Annotated in this window: 17 protein-coding genes, 1 tRNA gene and 1 pseudogene; 11 read left to right on the top strand and 8 right to left on the bottom strand. The window is 66.9% G+C overall.

Going from position 1 to position 22,703, the window contains the following annotated elements:
- Window positions 1-99: 99 nt before the first annotated feature.
- Genes nirB through GM1_RS09400 form a run of 3 tightly spaced genes read left to right on the top strand, consistent with a single transcriptional unit; the run spans window position 100 to window position 3,697 of the window.
- Complete coding sequence (gene nirB / locus GM1_RS09410; RefSeq protein ID WP_008378319.1) at window positions 100-2,625, top strand: nitrite reductase large subunit NirB; 2,526 nt, start codon at window positions 100-102, stop codon at window positions 2,623-2,625.
- Entirely contained in the window at window positions 2,622-3,026 is a 405-nt protein-coding gene (nirD, locus tag GM1_RS09405; RefSeq protein ID WP_008378318.1) for a nitrite reductase small subunit NirD, read from the top strand. The genes nirB and nirD overlap by 4 nt, the downstream gene beginning before the upstream one ends.
- Window positions 3,027-3,037: 11 nt before the next feature.
- Window positions 3,038-3,697 (top strand): sirohydrochlorin chelatase, encoded by a 660-nt coding sequence (locus GM1_RS09400; RefSeq protein WP_306302650.1) that lies wholly within the window; start codon window positions 3,038-3,040, stop codon window positions 3,695-3,697.
- A 69-nt stretch (window positions 3,698-3,766) separates the two neighbouring features.
- Here the strand turns inward: GM1_RS09400 and GM1_RS09395 are convergent, their stop codons facing one another.
- Together GM1_RS09395 and GM1_RS09390 are read right to left on the bottom strand one after the other, a co-directional pair.
- Window positions 3,767-4,903, bottom strand: a complete 1,137-nt coding sequence (locus GM1_RS09395) for a uroporphyrinogen-III synthase (protein ID WP_008378316.1) — start codon at window positions 4,901-4,903, stop codon at window positions 3,767-3,769.
- Entirely contained in the window at window positions 4,900-6,288 is a 1,389-nt protein-coding gene (locus GM1_RS09390) for an MFS transporter (protein WP_008378315.1), read from the bottom strand. Before GM1_RS09390 ends, GM1_RS09395 begins: the two co-directional genes overlap by 4 nt.
- A 272-nt stretch (window positions 6,289-6,560) precedes the next feature.
- Between GM1_RS09390 and GM1_RS23125 the strand changes: the two genes are divergently transcribed.
- Both GM1_RS23125 and GM1_RS09385 read left to right on the top strand, forming a co-directional pair.
- A complete protein-coding gene (locus GM1_RS23125) occupies window positions 6,561-6,692 on the top strand; it encodes a hypothetical protein (protein WP_263053695.1) in 132 nt (43 codons plus the stop codon).
- Between the two features lie 98 nt (window positions 6,693-6,790).
- Window positions 6,791-8,707: an ABC transporter ATP-binding protein gene (locus GM1_RS09385; protein WP_008378314.1), complete on the top strand. Its 1,917-nt coding sequence runs from the start codon at window positions 6,791-6,793 to the stop codon at window positions 8,705-8,707.
- A 9-nt stretch (window positions 8,708-8,716) separates the two neighbouring features.
- On the opposite strand, the pseudogene GM1_RS21900 reads toward GM1_RS09385, so the two are convergent.
- A pseudogene (locus GM1_RS21900) lies at window positions 8,717-9,424 on the bottom strand (SMP-30/gluconolactonase/LRE family protein); the annotation flags it as partial.
- A gap of 40 nt (window positions 9,425-9,464) precedes the next feature.
- On the opposite strand from GM1_RS21900, the gene GM1_RS09380 reads away from it, so the two are divergent.
- Window positions 9,465-10,034, top strand: coding sequence for a PadR family transcriptional regulator (locus GM1_RS09380; protein ID WP_008378312.1), 570 nt, complete (start codon window positions 9,465-9,467; stop codon window positions 10,032-10,034).
- A gap of 31 nt (window positions 10,035-10,065) precedes the next feature.
- Window positions 10,066-12,129 (top strand): NADPH-dependent 2,4-dienoyl-CoA reductase, encoded by a 2,064-nt coding sequence (locus tag GM1_RS09375; protein ID WP_008378311.1) that lies wholly within the window; start codon window positions 10,066-10,068, stop codon window positions 12,127-12,129.
- Window positions 12,130-12,198: 69 nt separating this feature from the next.
- Here the strand turns inward: GM1_RS09375 and GM1_RS09370 are convergent, their stop codons facing one another.
- The 4 genes from GM1_RS09370 to GM1_RS09355 form a co-directional block, all read right to left on the bottom strand.
- Window positions 12,199-13,773 (bottom strand): hypothetical protein, encoded by a 1,575-nt coding sequence (locus GM1_RS09370; protein ID WP_040519790.1) that lies wholly within the window; start codon window positions 13,771-13,773, stop codon window positions 12,199-12,201.
- A gap of 142 nt (window positions 13,774-13,915) precedes the next feature.
- The gene (locus tag GM1_RS09365) at window positions 13,916-14,515 is read right to left on the bottom strand and encodes a hypothetical protein (RefSeq protein ID WP_157435921.1); all 600 of its coding nucleotides are present in this window, start codon (window positions 14,513-14,515) and stop codon (window positions 13,916-13,918) included.
- Between the two features lie 138 nt (window positions 14,516-14,653).
- Window positions 14,654-17,185, bottom strand: coding sequence for an AAA family ATPase (locus tag GM1_RS09360; protein WP_040519789.1), 2,532 nt, complete (start codon window positions 17,183-17,185; stop codon window positions 14,654-14,656).
- On the bottom strand, window positions 17,164-19,701 hold the full coding sequence (locus GM1_RS09355) for a helix-turn-helix domain-containing protein (RefSeq protein ID WP_008378307.1): 2,538 nt from the start codon (window positions 19,699-19,701) through the stop codon (window positions 17,164-17,166). The genes GM1_RS09360 and GM1_RS09355 overlap by 22 nt, the downstream gene beginning before the upstream one ends.
- A gap of 138 nt (window positions 19,702-19,839) precedes the next feature.
- Between GM1_RS09355 and cmrA the strand changes: the two genes are divergently transcribed.
- From cmrA to GM1_RS09335, 4 genes are all read left to right on the top strand, one after another.
- Window positions 19,840-20,646 (top strand): mycolate reductase, encoded by an 807-nt coding sequence (gene cmrA, locus GM1_RS09350; RefSeq protein ID WP_008378306.1) that lies wholly within the window; start codon window positions 19,840-19,842, stop codon window positions 20,644-20,646.
- Between the two features lie 24 nt (window positions 20,647-20,670).
- A complete protein-coding gene (gene orn, locus GM1_RS09345; RefSeq protein ID WP_040519788.1) occupies window positions 20,671-21,270 on the top strand; it encodes an oligoribonuclease in 600 nt (199 codons plus the stop codon).
- Between the two features lie 111 nt (window positions 21,271-21,381).
- Window positions 21,382-21,454 (top strand) — tRNA-His (locus GM1_RS09340).
- Between the two features lie 83 nt (window positions 21,455-21,537).
- Window positions 21,538-22,059 carry a potassium channel family protein gene (locus GM1_RS09335; RefSeq protein WP_008378304.1) on the top strand — a complete coding sequence of 174 codons (522 nt, stop codon included), beginning with the start codon at window positions 21,538-21,540 and terminating at the stop codon, window positions 22,057-22,059.
- 3 nt (window positions 22,060-22,062) lie between these two features.
- On the opposite strand, the gene GM1_RS09330 is transcribed toward GM1_RS09335, so the two are convergent.
- Window positions 22,063-22,703, bottom strand: a 641-nt coding sequence (locus GM1_RS09330) for an SRPBCC family protein (protein WP_008378303.1), incomplete at its 5' end; no start/stop codon positions are given.

Here is a 22,703-nt window from a genome sequence, read left to right as displayed (position 1 = left end):
CCTCCTCACACACGGATCTGTAACACTGTGCGGAAGCGGTGACAATCGGGCAACGCCGGGCCCCATCAGCTGCAACACCCGATCCATAACGTCGTTGCCATGAACAGAACAGTCGCAGTCATCGGGCACGGAATGGTCGGTCACCGTTTCGTCGAAGCACTCCGCACACGCGACATCGACTCGCAGTGGCGGGTGGTCGTGATCGGCGAGGAGACCGACGCCGCCTACGACAGGGTCGGCCTCTCGTCGTATGTCGGCGCCTGGGATCGGAGCGCGCTGGCGTTGCCGGGCAACGACTACGCCGGAGACGACAACGTTCAGGTGGTGCTCGGTCGACGCGTCACCGGGATCGACCGCGATGCTCGCGTCGTCCGTCTCGACGACGGCCACACCGTCTCGTACGACGCGCTGGTCCTCGCTACCGGGTCGTACGCGTTCGTGCCGCCGGTGCCGGGTCACGACACCGTCGGCTGCCACGTCTACCGCACTCTCGACGATCTCGACGCCATCCGCGTCGACGCTGATGCGGCACTCGCGGCGAACCCCGACACGACGCCGGTCGGGCTTGTCGTCGGCGGTGGACTGCTCGGTCTGGAGGCCGCGAACGCGCTCCGCCAGATGGGCCTTCGACCGCACGTGGTCGAGGTGAATCCGCGACTGATGCCCCAACAGATCGACCCGGCGGGCGGCGAGCACCTCGCGCGGATGATCGGCGAGCTCGGCATCGACATCTCGCTGTCGTCCGGGACCAAGGCCATCACCCCCGGCGCTTCAGGCGTCGCGGTGACCCTGGCCGACGACACCGTCGTCGACGCGGCTCTGCTCGTCTTCGCGGCCGGTGTCCGCCCGCGCGACGAACTCGGACGAGACGCCGGACTCGCGATGGCCGAACGCGGCGGTGTGCTCACCGACCTTTCCGGCGTGACGAGCGATCCGGCGATCTACGCGATCGGCGAGGTCGCGGCCGTCGAAGGACGGTGTTACGGGCTGGTGGGCCCGGGCTATGCGACCGCAGAAGTCGTCGCCGACCGCCTCCTCGACGGCACCGCAGAGTTCCCCGGCGCCGACACCTCGACCAAGTTGAAGCTCCTCGGCGTGGACGTCGCCAGTTTCGGCGACGCGCATGGCGAGACCCCGGGCGCGCTGAACGTGGTGGTGAGCGATCCGATCAACGGCACGTACGCCAAGCTCGTCCTGTCCGACGACGCCTCCACTCTCCTCGGCGGTGTGTTGGTGGGCGACGCCGGCTCGTACGGCCTGCTCCGCCCGCTCGTCGGTTCGAGTCTGCCCGGCGACCCGGTTGCCCTCATCAGCCCGGCATCCGGCGACGCTCCCGCACTCGGTGTCGGCGCGCTCGGCGACGACGCCCAGATCTGCTCCTGCAACGACGTCTCCAAGGGGACCCTGTGCGCGGCGATCGAGAACGGCGCGTGCGACGTCGCCGAGCTCAAGAAGTGCACGGGCGCGGGCACGTCGTGCGGCTCGTGTGTCCCGCTGCTGTCGCAGATCCTGGCCGACTCCGGCGTCGAACAGTCGACGGCGCTGTGCGAGCACTTCAGCGCCTCTCGCGCGGAACTCTTCGAGCTCGTCCGCGCGAGTGGGATCCGCACGTTCACCGGCCTGGTCGAACGCTTCGGAACCGGAACCGGCTGCGACATCTGCAAACCGACCGTCGCGTCGATCCTCGCATCCACGAGCAGTGATCACATCCTCGACGGCGAGCAGGCGTCTCTACAGGACTCGAACGACCATTTCCTCGCCAACATCCAACGCAACGGCACGTACTCGGTGGTGCCTCGAGTTCCCGGCGGCGACATCAGCGCCGATCAGCTCATCTTGATCGGCGAGATCGCCCGTGACTTCGGGTTGTACACCAAGATCACCGGGGGCCAGCGCATCGACATGTTCGGCGCCACCGTCGACCAGCTTCCCGAGATCTGGAAGCGTCTCGTGGACGGCGGGATGGAGTCGGGGCAGGCGTACGGCAAGTCGTTGCGCACCGTGAAGAGCTGCGCCGGATCGGACTGGTGCCGGTACGGGCAGCAGGACTCGGTGCAGCTCGCCATCGACCTCGAACTGCGATACCGAGGACTCCGGTCGCCGCACAAGATCAAGATGGGCGTCTCCGGTTGTGCACGCGAGTGCGCGGAGGCACGCGGCAAGGACATCGGCGTCATCGCGACCGAGAGCGGCTGGAATCTGTACGTCGGCGGCAACGGCGGAATGACGCCGCGACACGCACAGCTCCTCGCGGGCGACCTCGACACCGAGACCTTGGTCCGCTACATCGACCGGTACCTCATGTACTACATCCGGACGGCCGACCGATTGCAGCGCACCGCGGCCTGGATGGAGACCGTCGACGGCGGCCTCGACCACGTCAAGGCCGTTGTCGTCGACGACAGCCTCGGCCTCGCAGCCGACTTCGAGGCGGACATGGCCCGCCACGTGTCCGGCTACCAGTGCGAGTGGAAGGGCGTCCTCGACGACCCCGACAAGCTGGCCCGCTTCACGTCCTTCGTCAACGCCCCAGGCGTTCCCGACCCCACCATCTCGTTCGGCGAGAGCCACGGCCGCAAGGTTCCGGTTCTCCTCGGACAGCCCACCGTCAGGAGTCCCCGATGAGCCTCGCCTTCGATCTGCACCGCTGGACCCGCGACTGGACTCCCGCCTGCGCATTCGACCGGCTCCAGCCGCTGCGCGGTGTCGCCGTCCTCCTCCCCGATCAGGTGCAGGTGGCTCTGTTCCGGCTCGCCGACGATTCACTGCGGGCGGTCGGCAACATCGACCCCATCGGGCAGGCCGCAGTACTGTCCCGTGGCATCGTCGGCGATCGGAACGGTTTCCCGGTCGTCGCATCACCGTTGAAGAAGCAGGCGTTCAGCCTGCTCGACGGCCGCTGCCTGGACGCGGACGGCGTTCGGGTGCCGGTGTTCGCGACCCGCGTCGGAATCGACGGCACGGTGTTCGTCGCCAACACGCCCGACGTCCGGTTCGGTCGGCGCCCGGAACCGGTCGTGAAATGACGGTCCTCCTGGTGGCGCACGGAACTCGCAACCCGCACGGGGTCGCCCTCATCGGAGACCTCGCCTGCGCGATGTGCGAACGCTTGGACGTCGACGTGTCGGTGGCGTTCGTCGACGTCCTCGGCCCCAGCCCGAGCGAGGCCCTCGCGCGCCTGAACCGTGAAACGACCGTGGTTCCCGCGTTCCTCGGCCGCGGGTACCACGTGCGCCGCGACATCCCCGAGCATCTGTCACGGCCCGGGCTCCCGCCGACGAGAGTCACCGACTCCCTCGGACCGTCGGACGAGGTGCTCGCCGCCCTCGTCGACCGGCTCGACGAGGCGGGCCGTCGCCGCGGCGACACCGTGGTCCTCGCGGCCGCGGGATCGTCGGACCCGATGGCGGTCGCCGACGTCGAGGAGGTCGCCGACCGCCTGTCGTCGCTGGTCGACGCTCCGGTGACCGTCGCGTTCGCCGCGCCGTCGCCGCGCGTCGCGCACATCCCGAGCGTCGCCGAGGCGGTGTCGAGGACTCGGGGCCGCGTCGCCGTCGCATCTCACCTGCTCGCGCCAGGACTGTTCCAGAGCAGGCTCGTCGAGTCGGGAGCCGACGTCGTCGCGCGGCCGCTCGGGCTCCATCCCCTCATCGTGGACCGCGCGTGCGCTCTCGCAGCGCGACCCGTCACTGTCTGATCACGTCGGCACACAGAACTGGTGACCAACGGCTGACGAGCAGCCGTTGGTCACCAGTCTTGTCTGTGCTCAGTCCACCGCGAGGCGGTAGCCGCGTTTGACCACGGTCCCGACGATCTCCCTGACGCCGAGCGCGTCCCGGAGCCGCCCGATGGCGACCTCGACGGCGTGCAGGTCGTCGCCCGCCGCGGGAAGCAAGGCCAGGAGGTCTTGTCGGGACACGACGTCTCCTGGCTGCTCGGCGAGAGCTTTCAACACGGTCAGACCGCTCGCGGACACCTCACGGACCTCACCGTTCACCACTGCGGCGGCGGCGTGCACACCGAGTCGATGGCCCGCCACCGCGATGTCGGGGCTGCCTGCGGGCAGATCTTCGGCGATCAGACGAGCGAGCGCGCCGAGCCGCATCCGGTCGGGCGCCACCGACGGTATGCCTGCCGCCTCCAGTGGCGCCGACGTCACCGGGCCGACGCTGTACGCGGTGACCGGGCCGGACAGCGCCGCGACCAACGCGTCTCGAACGCCGAGCTCGTCCGCCCGCAGCAGCATGGACGCCGCTGCGGGCGCCGACGTGAAGGCCACCGCGTCGACGCGTGCTCGGGCGACGTCGTCGACGAGGGCGTCGAACGCGGCGACGTCACTCGGTCCCTCCCATCTGTAGACGGGCACTCCGACGACGCTGGCACCGCGACCGACGAGCCCGGACAGGAATCCGGGATTGGGATCCCACGCGTCGATCGCCCCGTGGAGTTGGACGGCGACCCGCTTTCCGCCGAGGTCGTCACTGGTCAAGTGCGCGAGGACCTCGGCGGACGACTCCGACTCCGGCGACCACTCCTCCCGCAGCCCCGCTGCGCGCAGGGCCCCGGTGGCCTTCGGGCCCCGGGAGATCACACGAGCGCCGGCGAGCGCGGACAGCAGGTCGTCGGCCACACCCCACTCGTCGGCGGCCTCGATCCAGCCGCGGAAACCGATGCCGGTCGTCGCTATCAAGACGTCCGGCGGGTTCTCGATGAGGTCGGCTGTCGCTTCAGAGAGACCGCGGTCGTCGGCCAGCGGGACCATCGAAATGGCGGCGGCCGACACGACGCGCGCGCCGCGGCGAGTCAGCAGCGCCTCGAACTCTTCCGCGCGCCGAGCCGCAGTGATGGCAACGGAGAACCCCGCCAACGTGGGCGGGGTTCCCCGATCGGTACCGAGACTCATGAAGCAATCGTTCCAGATGTGGCCGGTTCCGACGCGAGTGCCTGCTCGTCGCCGCCGCTCGTCGCGGCAGGAGTGGCGACATAGGCGCGCCAGGTGACCAATGCGGCGATCAGGTAGAACACTGCGAAGACGGTGAACGCCCACACTCCGGATCCGGCGTCGCCGGACTGATACGACTGGCGGAGGACCAGGTTGATGCCGACTCCGCCGAGGCCGCCGACGGCGCCCGCGATTCCGATGACCGCACCCGACATGGACCGCGAGTAGTCCGAGCGCCCTGCCTCGTCGAGGGGCAGCGACCGCGAGGCCGCGTCGAACACCGACGGGATGATCTTGTACACCGAGCCGTTGCCCATGCCCGACAACACGAACAGGACGATGAAGGCGATCACGGAGACGGTGAGTGAACCGTTCCCCACGATCAGCAGCGCGGCAGCGCCGATCATGCCGACGAACACACCGAGGGTCACCACGCTTCCGCCGATGCGGTCGGCGAGCTTTCCGCCGTACACGCGGCTGATCGAACCGAGCAACGGCCCGATGAACGCGATCGACGCAGCGTGCAGTGCGGCATCACCCGCGGACTGGCCGTCGGCTTTGAAGTTGATGACCAACAACTGGGCGAACGCGAATGAGAAGCCGATGAACGAGCCGAACGTCCCGATGTACAGCAGGGCGATCACCCAGGTGTTCTTATCGGCGACCGCGGCTCGCATCGCCGACATGTCCACGCCGGGACCGTCCAGATTGTCCATGAAGAGCGCCGCGCCGATGCCCGCGACGACCAGCGCGACCAGGTAGAAGGCGCACACCCAATAGGGCTCGGTGTCGCCGACCAGCGCCAGGACCAGCAGTCCCAGCAGCTGCACGGCGGGCACACCCAGATTGCCGCCGCCCGCATTGAGACCGAGCGCCCAGCCTTTGAGCCGTTGGGGATAGAACGCGTTGATGTTGGTCATCGACGACGCGAAGTTGCCGCCGCCGAGGCCTGTCAAGGCCGCGCACACCAGGTACATCCAGAGTGGCTGACCGGGATTGGCGAGCAGGACGATCGTCGCCGAGACCGGAACCAGCAGCACCACTGCGGAGAAGATCGTCCAGTTCCGCCCGCCGAATCGGGTGGTGGCCATCGTGTACGGGAACCGCAGCACCGCACCGGTGAGCGTGGCGACGGCGCCGATCAGGAACTTGTCACCCGCGGAGATCCCGTAGACGTCGGACGGCATGAACAGCACCATCACCGACCACAGCGACCACACCGAGAAGCCGACGTGCTCGGCGACCACCGACCAGATGAGGTTCCGGCGCGCGATGTCCTTCCCGCCGGACTCCCACGCGGCGACGTCCTCCGCGTCCCAGTTCTCAATCGTGTGACTGCGTCTCACGTGTGCCTCCTCGTGCTGGAGTCGACGGCTTGGTCGTCGACTGTCGACTTCGAAACTAGGGAGACGATGTTGCATCCGACTGCGGGGTCGATCACCGGTACGTAATGAACACCTCGCAGGTCGAACATCGCGTGTGTGAGATCGCGGCCAGGAAGTTGGCAGGCCGCGCACCCGAATCCTGCCAGGAACGATTCCTACCTTGAATCACGTGGCGCACACCCGAGGCGCCCGAAGAGAAGCAAGAAACAATCTGCGAACAAGGAGACCATCACATGTCGAACACCACCGCACCCCGCCCCGGCAACCAGCAGCCGCACCGCCAGACCCAGCAGCAGCCGACGCGTCGTCGCCGGACGCGTCAGTGGGATCGCCGCAATCACCGCTGGACCTGGATCTGGCGCTGACAAGCACCACCTCAACCCCTGCGCGTGCGCCGGACTCCCCCTCGGGTCCGGCGCACGCGGCGCGTCCGCACCCACTTCGATCGAGAGAGACCACCCGAATGACAGCCCGCCGCGCACTCGCCCGCTTCGTCCCTCTGCTCCGCGGTCACCGCCGACTGCTCACGACGGCCGCCCTGCTGTTCATCATCGCGGCGAGTTGCGACGCCGTCGGCGTGTTCGTGCTCTCCGACGTCGTCGACAGCGCACTCGACTCCGATACGACAGCAGCGCTGATCCCCCTCGCGTGCATGTGGATCGCCTCGCTCGGCGACTATCTCGGCCAGGTGATCGCAGCGAAGGAGTCGGAGAAGATCGTCCTGACGCTCAGAGACACCGTCTTCGCTCACGTCCAGCGGCTCTCACCGGCTGCCCACCGGAGACGTGGCATCGGCGATCTGGTGGTCCGCCACTCCAGCGATCTCGAAGCCGTGGAGCACCTCATCGCGTCGGGCCTGCTCACGGGCGTGATCGCGGTCGTCAACATGGTCGCCCTGCTGGTCGCCGCCTTCTGGATGAACACCGTCGTCACCGTCGTCGCGGTGTGCGCAGTGCCGCCGATCGCCTTGCTGTCGGCATGGTACGGGCGCCGTCAGACGACCGAGACGTGGCGCGAACGCGACGCCGACTCTGCACTCACTGACACACTCCATTCGGCGCTGACCGGTCACGAGGTGACGGTTGCGTACAACCAGGAGGGCACCGAACAGACCGCGCTGCACCGTCGTGGACGGGACTGGATGACGGCCCGGGTGGCTCTGACGCGGGTGGAGGCCGGCTTCGGCGCGATGCTCGGATTCGCGCAGGTCCTCGTGTCGTTGAGCGTCGCGATCACCGGTGTGTGGCAGGTCCGTCAGGGCTCGATGAGCGTCGGCCAGTTGATGGCGCTGACCGGCTATGTCGCGATGCTGTACCCCAAGTTCCAGGAGTTGGCTGAGGTCCGATTGTCGTTGGCGTCGACGGGGGTCAGTGCGGCCCGGATCGCCGAACTGCTCGACGAGGAACCGCACGCACCGGATCGACCCGAGGCGCGTCCGCTCGCCATCCACGCGGGTCACGTTCATTTCCGCCAGGTCACGATGCAGCGGGGCGACAGGACGGTTCTGCGTCACGCCGACCTCACGCTGCCTGCCGGGAGGGTGACCGCGCTGGTCGGCCCCAGTGGCGCGGGCAAGTCGACGATGGCGGGAATCCTCGGCAGGCTCGAGACTCCCAGCCGAGGTTCAGTGCATATCGACGGCGTCGACATCGCTTCGACGACTGCGGCATCCGTCCGCGATCACGTCACTGTGCTGCCGCAGGTCCCGCTGATCAAACCCGGCACCGTCGCCGACAACATCGCCTACGGGCGACCCGGTGCGGCGCGGAACGATGTGATCGACGCCGCCGTCGCGGTGGGCGCCGACGACTTCATTCGTTCCCTGCCCGGCGGCTACGACGCCGTGCTGTCCGACGGCGGACTCGACCTGTCGGGCGGCCAGCGTCAACGCCTGTGCATCGCACGAGCACTGCTGCGAGACACCCGCATCCTCGTCCTGGACGAACCGACGTCTGCGCTGGACGACGAGGCGGTGGCCGGCCTGATGGGCGCGTTGACGACGTTGATCGAAGGCCGCACCACACTGCTCATCACACACGACCCCCGAATCCTGCGTCTCGCGGACCGAGTGGCGACGCTCCGAGACGGTAATGTCCTCGAACCGGAGACGTGCTGGTCAGTCGAGCGTGACAACGGCGAGCGCGTCGTGGGCGATGGTCCCGAAGAACAGGACACCGTCCCGCTCGACGACACTCGTTGCGAACGAGAAGTCGACGTCGTCGAGCCGGACCTCGCGCGCCACCGTGCCGTCGAAGGCGATTCCGAGGGCCCACAGGGTCTCCTCCGGCGCCGGTCCCACGCGTTCCGGGGCACGTGCGAGGACCTTGCGGGCCCGCAGAGGCAGTTTGAAGAGCGCTTCGAGGACGCTGTTGCGGGGTGACGCCAGGGCCACCCAGACGTGTCCGTCACTGCCGACCGACATGTTGTCCGGATAGCCGGGCAGATCGTCTGCGAACACGTCCCATTCCCCGGCGCGTGCGCCGTTGAGCCACAGCCTGGAGATCCGGGCCGCGCCGGTCTCGGCCACCAGCACAAACGTCTCGTCCGGCGACAGCACGACACCGTTGGCGAACTGAAGGCCACCGCGCAGCACGTCGACCGTTCCATCCGGATTGCGGCGCATCAGCCGTCCGGTGCCGGAATGCTCGATGAGGTCGGCCCGCCACCGATCGATCGTGAAGCGCTGACTGGACGATGAGAAGTACACCGACCCGTCCGACGCGGTGGCGGCGTTGCTCGCGAAGTGCAGCGGGCGACCGTCGACGGTGTCGACGAGCACCGACGCCCGTTGTCTCCCCGCGCCGAGGAGCAACAGACCACGATCGTGATCGCAGAGCACAACGGACCCGTCGGCCTGCACGTCGAGCCCGAGGAGTCGGCCCGCGGTGTCGGCGATCACCTCCACCGTGCCGGACTCGGCGTCAACGGCCAGCAGTCTTCCATCCGAGAGGCCGGTGCCGATGCGTCCGTCGGGCAACACGACGACGTCTTCGGGCGCGGATCCGGGCAGGTCGATGCGACGAAAAGTGCTCACGGCACCTTTCTTAGCAGGGATTGAGGCCGCCCGCTCGCGACTATGAACCTTGTTGCATAACATTCTGTTGCATACCGCACTGTTGCACTGCTAGCGTCATCGCATGGCATTGGAGCACGCCATCCTCGTCTCACTGACCGAGCGACCGGGGACCGGCTACGAGATCGGGCAGCAGTTCGTGCGGTCGATCGGGTACTTCTGGTCGGCCACACACCAGCAGATCTATCGCACCCTGAAGAAGCTGCACGCCGACGGCCTGGTGAGTTTCGAGGAGATCGAACAGGACGGCCGTCCGGACAAGAAGGTCTACACGATCTCTGACGCCGGACGCGACATGCTCGCCGAATGGGTCGTCACCCCCACCCCGTTCGCCCCGCTCCGCAGCGACCTCGGAGTGAAGCTTCGCGCCGCCGACATGGGTGATCTCACCGAATCGATCGCCCAGCTCGCCGCTCATCGTGACGAGGCAGCAGCGATGCTCGAGGTCTATTCCGGCTTCGAACGCGACTACTACCCCGATCCCGATGCACTTCACGGGCGCCGCCTCAATCAGTACCTCGTGCTCCGCGGCGGGATCCGCATGTGCCAGAGCACCCTCGACTGGTGCGATGAAGCGCTCGAGGGTCTGCAGCGAGAGCTCCGCCGAACCACCACCACAGCCACAGCCCGATAGTCAGCCCAGCCCGAAAGAGAAAGGTCGCGCCATGTCAGCCCAGACGGCCGAGCCCAACACCCACTATCCGCTCCTGTTCGAGCCCCTGCAGATCGGCGGCACCACGCTGAGGAACCGCATCGTCATGGGTTCCATGCACACCGGTCTCGAGGACCGCTTGTGGGACACTCCCAAGCTCGCGGCGTACTACGCCGAGCGCGCCCGCGGCGGCGTCGGCCTGATCATCACCGGCGGGTTCTCGCCGTCGCGAACCGGCCTCCTGCTTCCGTTCGCGGGCAAGATGACCAACCAGGCCGACGTTCTGCGCCACCGCGAGTTCACCAAGGCCGTGCATGCCGAGAACGGCAAGATCGCGCTCCAGTTGATTCACGCGGGACGGTACGGCTACACGCCGTTCAAGGTCGCCGCCGGCAGCGAACCGTCGCCAATCCACCCGTTCAAGCATTTCCAGATGACCGAGCAGGTCATCTGGCACGTGATCCGGTCATTCGGCCAGGGCGCCAAGCTCGCCCGCCGCGCGGGTTACGACGCGATCGAGATCATGGGCGGCGAGGGCTACCTGATCAACCAGTTCCTGTGCCCGCACACCAACGACCGCACCGACAAGTGGGGCGGCTCCACCGAGAACCGTCAGCGCTTCCTGCTGGAGATCATCAAGGAGATCCGCAAGCAGGTCCCGCGCGACTTCCCGATCATCCTGCGCCAGAGCGTCGCCGACTTCGTGAAGAACGGCCAGACGTTCGACGAGATCGCGCAACTCGCACGCAAGGCCGAGGAACTCGGTGTGGACGCCATCAACACCGACATCGGCTGGCACGAGGCCCAGGTCCCGACGATCGTCACGTCAGTTCCTCGCGGCGCGTTCGTGAAGTTCACCGAGCGCCTGCGCGACGTGGTGTCGATCCCGCTGATCGCGTCCAACCGCATCAACACGCCCGAGTTCGCCGAGGAGATCCTCGAAGGCGGCAAGGTCGACGCGATCTCGATGGCGCGCCCGTTGCTCGCCGATCCGGATTTCGCCAACAAAGCGGCGGATGGTCGCTCCGACGAGATCAACACGTGCATCGGCTGCAACCAGGCCTGCTTGGACCACGCGTTCGTCGGCAAGAAGGTCTCGTGCCTGCTGAATCCGCGGGCCGGCCGCGAGACGGTCCTGACGCTCGGCGCCACCAGGACCGCCAAGCGGGTCGCCGTCGTCGGCGCAGGCCCCGCCGGTCTGTCGGCGGCCGTCTCGGCAGCTCAGCGCGGACACCGCGTCGACCTCTACGAGGGCGGCGACACCATCGGCGGACAGTTCTCCATCGCGGCCCGCATTCCGGGCAAGGAGGAGTTCAACGAGACGATCCGATACTTCACCCGCCAGCTCGAGATCAACAACGTGAACGTCCACCTCGGCACCCGGGTGACCGCACAGGACATCATCGACGGCGGGTTCGACCAGGTTGTCGTCGCGACCGGGGTGGTCCCGCGCATCCCGGACATCGACGGCATCGATCACCCGATGGTCGTGTCGTACGCCGACGCCGTACTCGGTCACCGCGAGATCGGCAAGCGCGTCGCCGTGATCGGCGCGGGCGGCATCGGTTTCGACGTCACCGAGTTCCTGACCGTCGACGAGTCCCCCACTCTCAATTTGAAGGAGTGGGAGCAGGAGTGGGGCGTCACCGAAGACCTCGACACTCCCGGCTTCGTGACCAAGCCTCGCCCGCTGCCCGCAACGCGCCAGGTGTACCTGGTGCAGCGCAAGCCCGGCGGCCAGGGCAAGACCCTCGGCAAGACGTCCGGTTGGGTGCACCGTGCAACCGTCAAGATGAAGGGCGTCGAGCAGATCTCCGGCGCCAGCTACGACAAGATCGACGACGCCGGCCTGCACATCACCGTGCGCGACAAGGAGGGCAACGTGACAGGCCAGCGGGTCCTCGAGGTCGACAACGTCGTCGTCTGCGCGGGCCAGGAGTCGGTCCGCGACCTCGTCGATCCGTTGACCGAGGCCGGCGTGATCACCCACGTCATCGGTGGAGCCGATCTCGCGTCCGAGCTCGACGCCAAGCGAGCAATCCGTCAGGGAACGGAAGTCGCCGCGGGCATGCCGTGATCTGACACTTTCCGCCGATTGTGACCGAAATGCGGTCACAATCGGCGGAGAGTGCGCTGGTCTGACCGATCAGAAGTCGAACAGGTCGTGAATTCCGTCGGTCACTGCGTTCCCGATGTAGTTGCCGACCGTGTCCCCGAACGGCGCCGGAACGAATGTGCCGACGAAGCCACCGACGATGTCGCCCAGTTCGTCCGCGAGACATTCCGCGTCGCCGTTGATGAGACACGTCCCGTATTGGTATCCGTCTACGAACATGCCGATTGCACTCGTGACGTTGCCGACGACTGGAATGTTCCCGGTGATCGTGGTGAACGCCTCCCACGACTCCTCGTTGAATCCCTCCTCCCACGGAAACCCGGGCCAGGTGACAGGCGGATCGGTCGGGTCAGTGGGATCAGTCGGATCTGTGGGATCTGTGGGATCAGTCGGGTCGACCGGGTCCGTGGGTGTGGTCCCCGGCGCTGACGGCATCATCCTCGGCAGCGTAGAGATCGAGACCGGCGTCTCACCCACTCGATACACCGCGAGATAGTAATTGTTGACCTTCTCGCCGTGGGTATAGACGCCTCCGAGCCGGATCTCCTCGTAGACGTTGTCCCCAACAGCCAAGGGCTTTGCCGCAATCGGATGGTGAGGAGTGAGTCCGTCACACGAAGCCTCAACGCAGACCTGCCCCTCCGTCGCGATGAGCCAGTACTCCACTGCGACCTCTTCGCCGGTGATCGGGTCGACCATCGTCGACGGTGCAGGCGCGGTTCGAACCACCCGCAACCACGACGGAGACTCGCTGTAGTCCCACAGCGGGTTGTCTTCCAGACTCGACGGAAGAACCGGCTCGAAGGCGAGCGCACCGGTGGCTGCGTCGGTCAGCGTCGGCTCCGCCGACATGGTTGCGAACGCCGTAGCGACGGGCGTCGCGATCGGGTCGATCGCGGATCTCGCCTCCTGCGGCTGCCGCCGGGTGAACCACAGCAGGACCCACGACAACGCGTCGACCGTTCGCGGCGGCTTCTCGCCTGAGCCGGACGTCGGGGTCAGACCAAACACGCCGAGCCAACCTGGCATCGGTGCCGGCGCCGTCGACCCGAACGTGGGCCGCGGGAACGCCACCGACGGACCCGCAGAGGGCACTCGAACGGCCTCGAACGGCACAACCGCCGACGTCCGTCGGTCGGACACCACACCAGGCTGACCGACCGACGGCGACACCGCGGCGGGACGTCCACCAGCCGTTCTATCGGTCACGCCCTGATCGCCGTGCCGCAGGTGACCATCAACGTCGTGGACGATATTCGTCGAGGCGGCGGTGGCCTCGGGGACATCAGACGCCGCATCGGCGGAGCCGGTCGGACTCGAACGTTCCGCCTCGATCTCGGGTGCGGTCTCGATCGGAGCCGGCGTTGTCGGGGCGGTGTCGTCTGAAGACCCCGATTCCGATTCTGCAGGCGTACCGGAGTCAGACGATTCGGCTGCAGAATCGGGCTCAGTCACCTCGGCTGTCACGCTGGGTGACTGCGGCGGTTCATCCTCGGCCCACGCCTGGCCCTGGCTCAGGCAGATCGCCGCGCCGACTCCCGCTGCAGCGCCGATCGTGCGCAACTGCCAGGTCATCGCCGATCCGACGGATACATGTGAACGCATCTGACTCTCTCATTCGTGACGGCTTCTCGGTCACCGATGACCGTTCCTGAAGGTGGACTGGTTGCGCGACCACTCGTGTTCCACGACCGCTACGCGGCAGAGACACTCCGGTGAACTCCGGCATGAGCACGCTGCAATGCGGTCAGTTCGGGAGGAAGTCCGGCAGCAGATCGCCGACGCTTCCCCAGTCGGGTCCAGTCGACACCGAACCGGGATTGAACACCTGAGCATCGGCGTCGAGCTGAGCGGGAATCTCGTCTTCGGCCTCACCGTTCAAGTCGGCCCGACAGATCGAGAGCACTGTGTACTGGTCAGGCGACACCGGTAGCTGCTGGACCTCTTCGCTCCTCGTCGACGACGCAGGAACGTCGATCTGACCGCCACCGATCGCAGTCGGGATCAGTTCCTGATACACCGCATCCGCAGCCGCATTCTCCGCCGCGGCACCGGCGTAATCGCCCGAATTGTACTTCGCCATCATGGTGTTGGTATGCGAAGCGAGCTGTGCAGCCTTGTCCTTCTGCGACCGCGGAAAGACCGCGGCAGCGCAGTCGATCGGCACGGTGAACGGATTCGTGACCGTCACCGTGAGTGTCCCGCCCGACGTGTCGATTGTTGCAGGATGCCCGGACTTCGTCGCCCACGCGGACGCGTCACCCGCCCCGATGAGCGACGCTGCTCCGACCGTTGCCGCGACCGCGCCGACCACCGCGAGTCGTGTCGCTGCATGTGTAGATCTCATCGTCGAACTCCCTTCAGATGACCGCGTCTCGGTCCCATCGACCATGCGCTGAGCTGCAGCGGCGCGACAGATCACCGACTACTCGTTTACGACGCGATCACTACTCGACTACGTGCACTGAACGGAAACCGGGTCGTCTCAGTGCCCGGTGACCGTCGACTTGGCGCGAGCACGTGCTGCCAGCGCCCGTACCGTCGGCGCACGCACAGACAGGCGGTCGGCGATCTGCTGGACCGACTCGCCGGAAGCGAGCAACCACGTCACTTCGGACTCTCGTCGTGTCAGCCCGGCGGGACCGAGCGCCGCGCGGAGAGCCGGCGTGTCCAGTGGACCGCACCTGCCCTGCAGCGCAGAGAGGCACGTCAGGAGTGTGTCGGCCAGGCCTGCTCGTCCGGCTGACCGATGAGCAACGACCGCCTGTCCGAGCGCATCGACCGCGGAGGGGATGAACCCAAGATCGGCGAACTGGCCGGAGACGAGGACAAGCCCCTCTGCGTCGGACGCCGCCAACGCCGATGCGTGCCGCCGCTGAACCTCGACAGTGCGACCTTCACATGTTGCGGCTGCTTCAGTCAGCATCCGAGCTGCTTCGACGTCGCCCCACCGCACCGCGCAATGCAGCACCGCTACAGCGTCGGTCCACTGCTCAGCACGGATGCATGTCTGAGCGATGTCCCGAAGCACTGCCGAAGGAGCGATCAGCTCGCCCTCGGCGACGGCGGTGAACGCGGCGGCGAGTCGAGGGTTGATGCCGCCCCAGCCGTCGGCTGCGACTGTGCCACGCGTGCTCTGCTCAACGGCGCGCCGCGCTCCGTCAACGTCGCCAGTCTCCGCGCACACGAGCGCAACGAGCATGGCGACGCCCCGGCCCAGACCGGTCCGGTCGTACTCGCCGAGCGACTGCAACGATTCGGCGCATAGTCTGAGCGCCGGTTCGTGCTGGCCGCGGGCTATGTCGACTGCGGCTCTCGTCGCACAGGCGATCGCACGGGGGACGTGGTGCAGAAGCGTCGCCTCAAGGAGCTTGTCGGCGACGGCTGCTGCAGTCCCGACGTCGCCGTCCGCCAGCAGAGCTTGCACAATCGTCCTGCGCGCACCGGTGGCCAACACCGAGCCCAGCTGTCCGGCTTGGACGAGGGCGTCGCTCGCGAGGTGCACGGGTCGGCGTACTTCGCCGGATCGACGCAGGGATTCCGCTTCGACGTACTCCCCCAAACTTGTCCACAGCGGTGCGCCCGCCGCCAGCGCTTGCGCCCGCCGCGACCACCGGAGTGCTGCGGCCTGAGCTCCAGCATTGACGTGTGCGAGAGCCCGTACCGCAGCGAACGACGACAGTGCCGCCGCCGATTCGAGGCGTGGCTCGAATTTGTCGAGGACGGTCACCGCACCGGAGTGGTCACCGTCGCCCACCAGGAACGTCAGCGCCGCACTGATCGCGTAGCCGCCGAGCTCGTCTGCGTCGAGCGAGTCCGGATCGACACCGTCGAGGGTCTGGTGTGCCAGCGCCGACCGCCCCATCCCGGACTGGGCTCGCGCCAACTGCAGGAGCGCACCGAGGCCTCCGCCTGCGGTCACCGCTGCGCGCGCACAGCGCTCGGCCATCGGGAAGTCACCCATCATGAACGCAAGAGCCGCGCTCTCGGCGAGATCACCCGCACTGATCGGCATGGTGTAGTCCAGGCACAGTCGCGCTCGGTGGACTCGGCCGATCGGGCCTCCGTCGACGGCGTTCATCGCGTCCGCCAGCCGGGAAGCACGCACCCGCCGCTCAAGCAGTCCCATGGTCGCTCGACGGATCGCAGTGTAGATGAGATGCCCCGGCACTACTGCGTCGTCCAACGGAAGAACCAATCCTCCTTCGGCGTCGCTGATTCCATCCGCGAGACCGAGATGATCGACCACAGCTCGAGGCAGCGGTTCACACAGGCTCAGCAGGTCGATCAACTCGCGTTCCGCATCGTTCGCTCGTTCGAGGCGATCAGCGCCGAGATCGAGGAGGTCCGGGGACCCGCCGAAAGCTCCGTCCAAGGCGATGACGCCGTCCTCGACTGTCAATGAGCCACCGTCGAATGCGCTGTCCACGCAGGCGATCAGCAGGAACGGATTGCCCGCGGTGGTCCGATGAAGGCGTACCGCGTCGTCGACCGAGAGTCGCCCGTCGACTCGATGCTCCACCATCTCCGCGACGGTGTTGAGCTCGAGCGGTGTCATCGCCACCTCGACGACACCTGCTGCTCCAAGCGCACGTCCCAGCACCGGGCCCGCAGCGTCGCGTGCGGTCAGCAGTCCCGCGCAGGCGACCGACGTGAACAGCCGCGCGATCACCGCTTCTGACGACGGGTCCAGATACTCGGCCCCTTCGACGACGACGATCTCACCGGACCTGACACGTGCCCGGAGCGTTTCGACGGTCGCCGCGGTGTCACCGAGTCGCTCGGTCTCAACTACGGACGCCACAGCCGCAAGCGGAGTCTGCACCATCCCGGGCGTCGCGATGATCCACAGCGGCCGCCTGCCGATCGATGTGGCGAAGTGCCTCGCCAGAGCGGTCTTCCCGATACCGGCGGGGCCGCTCAGCAGCACACCGTGACCGCTAGACCACGCACGTCGGACGACATCGAACTGTTCCGTCCGCCGGTACTCCCACGTCATGTCTGCAGCTCCTGCCATGCTGCCACGAGAGCGTGCCGATCCTGCACACCGAGTTTCGCCGACGCGCGCAGCACGTGGCCCTCGACTGTCCGCACCGACAGGGACACGCGTTCGGCAATCTGCTGGTTGCTCAACGCTTCGGCGGCCAACCCCACGATCTCCCGTTCACGTCGAGTCAACACCGGCGCCGCGATTGCACGCTGGGCAGGCGACGTCAATCCGCCCACTGTTCGAACGAGGTTCTGGGCGGCCGATCGGGCTGCCGCAGCTCGCCGCGCATCGCCGTTGACCTGGTGCGCTGCCACGGCATGAGCGAACGCGTCTGCGGCTACGGGGAGGTGACCGAGGCGTTCATATCGACTGGCCGCTTCGCACAGTCCGGCGCCGTCGGTGTCGGACAACGCTGTGCAGTAGTCGATGAGAGCATCGACCTGCGCCGCCGGTTCGACGCTGTCGGCGACCAGAGAGATGATCGTCTCGAGTCGCTGGATCCGAGGATCGCCCGGCGTCACGAACCGCGCGGCCAGTTCCAACAGGTCGACGGCGATCGTCGGCGTGTGCTCGACGATCGTGGCTCCGGCGTCGAGGAGTGCATCGACGGCATCCGACATCTCGTCGGCCGTGGCCGCCGCCCACGCGCGGACTATCGTTGCGTCCCGGACTCTCACCACGGCATACGGGTCGACCGTGTCGTCCAGCACGTCGACAGTGGCTTCGACCTCTGGGCTCGGTTGGCCCGTCGACATGCGATCGATCAACTTCATCAGCCGGGCGGGCGCTCCGTCAAGCGCCGGACCAGCCACGAACGGCGCACTGTCGCGCAGTTCGTCCTTCGCTTGAGCGAATCGACCCGCGGATACGTGGGCTGACGCGCACACGTAGTCGGCTGCGGCGCAGGCGTGGTCGCTGCGCCACCAACTCTCGCGCCTCGCGTTCTCTGCACGCTCGCACGCCCGGCCTGCGCCCGCCACGACAGTCTCGAGGTGGACGTCGATCATCGCGAGGTCGAAGACCAGCAACCCGTTGTCGTCAGCCTCTGGCGATGCTGCGTCGAGCAGTCGTCGCGCGTCGTCGTATCTCCCGACCATCATCGCGGTCTCGGCAAGGAGGAAGGCGAACCAGACTCCGCTCAGACGGTCGCGATCGATCCAGCGAAGTGCACTGCCCACGACACCTCCGTCCGTCGTGTCGTGCTTCGTGATGAACTCCTTCGCACCGCGAGCACGCCGGGTCCCGTACGCGGCGTAGAAGTCCACGATTCCACGCCACGCCGGCGACTGGTCCGACTTCCAGGTCTCCAGCATCTCCATGATCCGGGGGACGTCGTTCAGATCGGTCAATGCCCACGTGTAGAGCGCCGCCAACGCCGAATTCTCCGGTGCCGCTCCTCTTGGCGCGGCAACGTCGCACACCATCGTCGGGTCCCCGAGGCGAAGAACGCTGCGCGCCAGCTCAACCGTCCGGACCGGGCCCACGCCGGCATGCGACTGCGCGGTCAGGAGCCCAGTCACCGCCTGTTCGAGTGCCGTCGGGTCGGCTGGGGAACCGGCCATGCGGGCCACTCGGACCGACCGCGCCAGTTCCTCAGCGACCAATGAACGTCGCAGCGCGGGCGTGCCGTTCGCGACCGCGTCGGCGAGAAAGGGCACGGACAGCCGCACCCGGTCGCCTTCGACGACGATGACGCCGCCACGTTCGGCCTCGAGAAGCGTGTCCATGCCGCAGTAGTCGATCATCGGACTCAGCGGCAGCTGGTCGAGGAGCCGACCACCGATCTCCGGTCCGGCAGCGGCAAAAGCCTCCACCACTTCGCGTTCACGCTCGGAGAGCTCGGCTACCGCCGCCTCGAGTTCTTCGATCAGCGCAGGCGGCGGAGTCGGACGAGTGGCCAGAATCGCGACGCCGTTCACCGTCCGCCATTGTCCGTCGGACGCCGCGACGAGTTCGACAAGCACTCCAGGTTCACCCCGCGACCACCGCGTGAATGAATCGACGTCGCGGCTCGTCACAGGTGCCCTGACGGCGAACTCGAGATACTCCCGGACCTCGACCTCGCTCATCGGAGACAGCTCGTACCGCGGCAAGTGTCCGTCCTTCCACAGTGACCGCATGGCGGCCCGCGCACGGCGGCCGCGCGATGTCGTGTAGGCGACGTACATGGGGATTCCGTCATGCACCGCGAGCGAATGGACGATCGACGCCGCGTCGTCGTCGAGAAGATGCGCATCGTCCACGATCAGGGCTCGGGCCCGGCCGTCGCCGAACTCACGGGCGACCGCCCAGCGGAGCGACTGCGACGAATCCGCAGGCGGTGCGGTCCGAAGCCCCGGAAGATGCCCGAAGACCAACTCAGCCGTGCGTCGGACACCGCTGACTGCGACGACAGGGCCACCGATCCGGTCGCGCAGACTTTCGAGAACCGTCGTCTTTCCGACTCCCGCTGCACCGGTGAGAACACAGCCTGTGACCACGACGTCGGGAATTGCCGCACGCTGCCACGCCTGGCCGGCTCGAAATGCGTGGTCGGTGATCACCCTTGCAGTGTGGTCTGCAGCAGCGACTCTCGGTCACCGATACATCGGGTTCCACACAAATCGGTTGAACGGTCGACACCATCCTCGGGTCGGCGGTCACGACGTCGACCACGACGATGCGACGGTTACGATCGGTCCATGCCAGTACCTCCCTCTGCCTCCGCCCGCGCCGTCGTCACCGGCGCATCATCCGGAATCGGCATGGCGCTCGCCAGGGCCCTCGCCGCCCGCGGTCACTCGGTGATCCTGGTGGCTCGACGCGGCGAGATCCTCGAAGAGCTGGCCACCGAACTGCGTTCTCGTTTTGCGGTGGAGGCCGAGGTGCGCGCCGTGGATCTGTCGGATCTGGACGCGGTCGGCGTGCTCTGCGACGAACTCTCGAACCGCCAGGTCTCGGTTCTGTGCAACAACGCGGGAATCGCGACGTTCGGTCCGATCGCCGAACTCGACGCCGCATACGAGCGCGCCCAGGTCCGGTTGAACGCCGTCGCCGTGCACGACCTGACCTTGGCTGTCCTGCCGCAGATGATCGAACGAAACACCGGCGGCATCCTCATGGTCGGCTCGGCGGCCGGCAACATGCCGATTCCGAACAACGCCACGTACGCCGCGACGAAAGCCTTCGTCAACACGTTCAGCGAATCATTGCGCGGTGAACTCAAGGGCACGGGTGTGCACGTGACGCTGCTTGCGCCCGGGCCCGTCCGTACCCAGACGCCCGCTCCCGAGGATCAGTCGATCGTCGACAAGATGGTCCCCGACTTCCTCTGGCACTCGTCGGAGAAGGTCGCCGAGATGAGCTTGGACGCCCTCGCCCGCAACAAGATGCGCGTCGTTCCAGGCACCCTGTCGAAGGCGATGTCCGTAGCAGGCGGGTACTCCCCGCGAGCGATCGTCGCGCCGATCGTCGGCGGCTTCTACGGCAAGCTCGGCGAGGGCGATTAGCGTTCGGCGACTACAGTCGACACCGTGCAAGACAAACTCGTATGGATCGACTGTGAAATGACCGGCCTCGATCTGGGCTCGGACAAGCTCATCGAGATCGCCGCACTCGTCACCGACAGTGACCTGAACATCCTCGGAGAAGGCGTCGACGTGGTGATCCACGCCGACGACGAGGCGCTCGCGAACATGCCCGACGTCGTCACCGAGATGCACGCGAAGTCGGGGCTCACCGAGGAGGTCCGCGCGTCGACCGTCACCCTCGCCGAGGCCGAGGAGATGGTTCTGGCGTACCTCCGCCAACACGTGAGCGCGACCGGCACCGTTCCGCTCGCGGGCAACTCGATCGCGACCGACCGCGGTTTCATCACGCGGGACATGCCTCGCCTCGACTCGTTCCTCCATTACCGGATGGTCGACGTGAGCTCGATCAAGGAGCTGACCCGTCGTTGGTTCCCCGCGATCTACTTCGGCCAGCCGCCGAAGGGTCTGGCGCACCGTGCGCTCGCGGACATCCGCGAGTCGATTCTGGAGCTGCGCTACTACCGTGCGGCGGCGTTCGTGCCCGCCCCCGGCCCCGACTCGAAGGCACTCGAGAAGATCGTCTCGGACCTCGGCCCCGCCTGACGCCTGGAAACACGCTGGTCAGAAACCGATTGGCCATGATCGGTGGAAACCGGCTAGAGTATGACCCTGGCTCGGCCAACAGTGTGTGAACACTGGGAATCCGCGCCGATGGTGGCTGTAGTTCAGTTGGTAGAGCACCAGGTTGTGATCCTGGCTGTCGCGGGTTCGAGTCCCGTCAGCCACCCCGAACAGAACGCCCGACCGGAATTTCCGGTCGGGCGTTCTTTCGTTCACGCCGTTGGCCCGAGCTGTGGAACAGTTCAGTGGATGACCCGTACGGACGAGCCCGCGTCGGACAACCGGCGTGTATGGCCGGCACTGCTTCGCCCGTTGGGCGCGATGATCGTCCTCCTGGCCGGCTACTTCGCCCTCCCCAGCGAGCCGTCGCCGGGTGCGCTCGTCATCGGATGTCTCGCCGTCGTGGCCGTGTGCACATGGGAGGTGCGGCACTTCATCCGTTCGACTCGACCTGTCGAGACGGCGATCGAGATGCTCGCCGCAGGCTTCTCGTTGTACCTCATCGTCTTCTCGGCGTCGTACTTCTTGATGAGCGTGCATTCGCCCGGCGCCTTCGCCGAACCCCTCACCCGGGTCGACGCGATCTACTACTGCCTCACCGTATTCACGACCACCGGGTTCGGCGACATCGTGCCGATCACCCAGGGTGCTCGGATCGTCACCAGTCTGCAGATGGCCAGTTCCCTGATCCTTCTCGGCCTCGGCGTCCGGTTCGTGACCGTCATGGTCAAGGAACGGCTCGCCGAGCGAGGCCACGAGCACCGTGCGTGACACTCACTCCAATGTCCACGGCTCCTGAGGGAGCACGTCGCCGGTCTCCAGGAGCGTCTTGAGGTTCGCGAGCACGGCGGGCCACCCCTGACTGATGTCGCGCAGGTCGTTCGCGCTCTGCAGGTTGGTGTGCGTGACAGTGAGTTTGACGATGTCGCGCCCCTGCTCGATGTCGAATGCGACGACGCTGATCTCTGCGTCGGGATCATCCGCGACGGCGGGATCACCGAAACCGAACACCAGCCTCGTGGGCCGATCGGTCTCGATCACGCGACCCGTCACATCGACGGTGCCGGAACCGTCGATGCGGACGTGATCGACGCGGCTGCCCACCTGCCAGTCGGACGTCTGCGCGTGACCCCAGTACCGAGCCGTGATCGCCGGGTCGGTGAGCGCCTCCCAGACCTGGTCCGGAGTGGCCCGGATGTAGGTGGTGTAGACGTAGTCGGGAACTGAACCCGCTTGCTCCGTGGTCATGAAACTCTCCTCTGCGTGTCGTTTGACGGAGGCGAGGACCGCCAGCGTCGGCTCTTCGAACTTCCAGATCCAGCGCTGCTGGATCTCGTGGATGGGTACGGCGTTCAGGTAGTGCAGCTTGCGGCGACCGTCTCGGATCGATGTGACCAGCCCTGCCTCGTCGAGCA

The organism is Gordonia malaquae NBRC 108250, from assembly GCF_000344135.1.
Lineage (GTDB): Bacteria > Actinomycetota > Actinomycetes > Mycobacteriales > Mycobacteriaceae > Gordonia > Gordonia malaquae.
The sequence above is the reverse complement of the archived record's forward strand: the minus strand, read 5'-3'. Positions and strand labels throughout refer to the sequence as shown.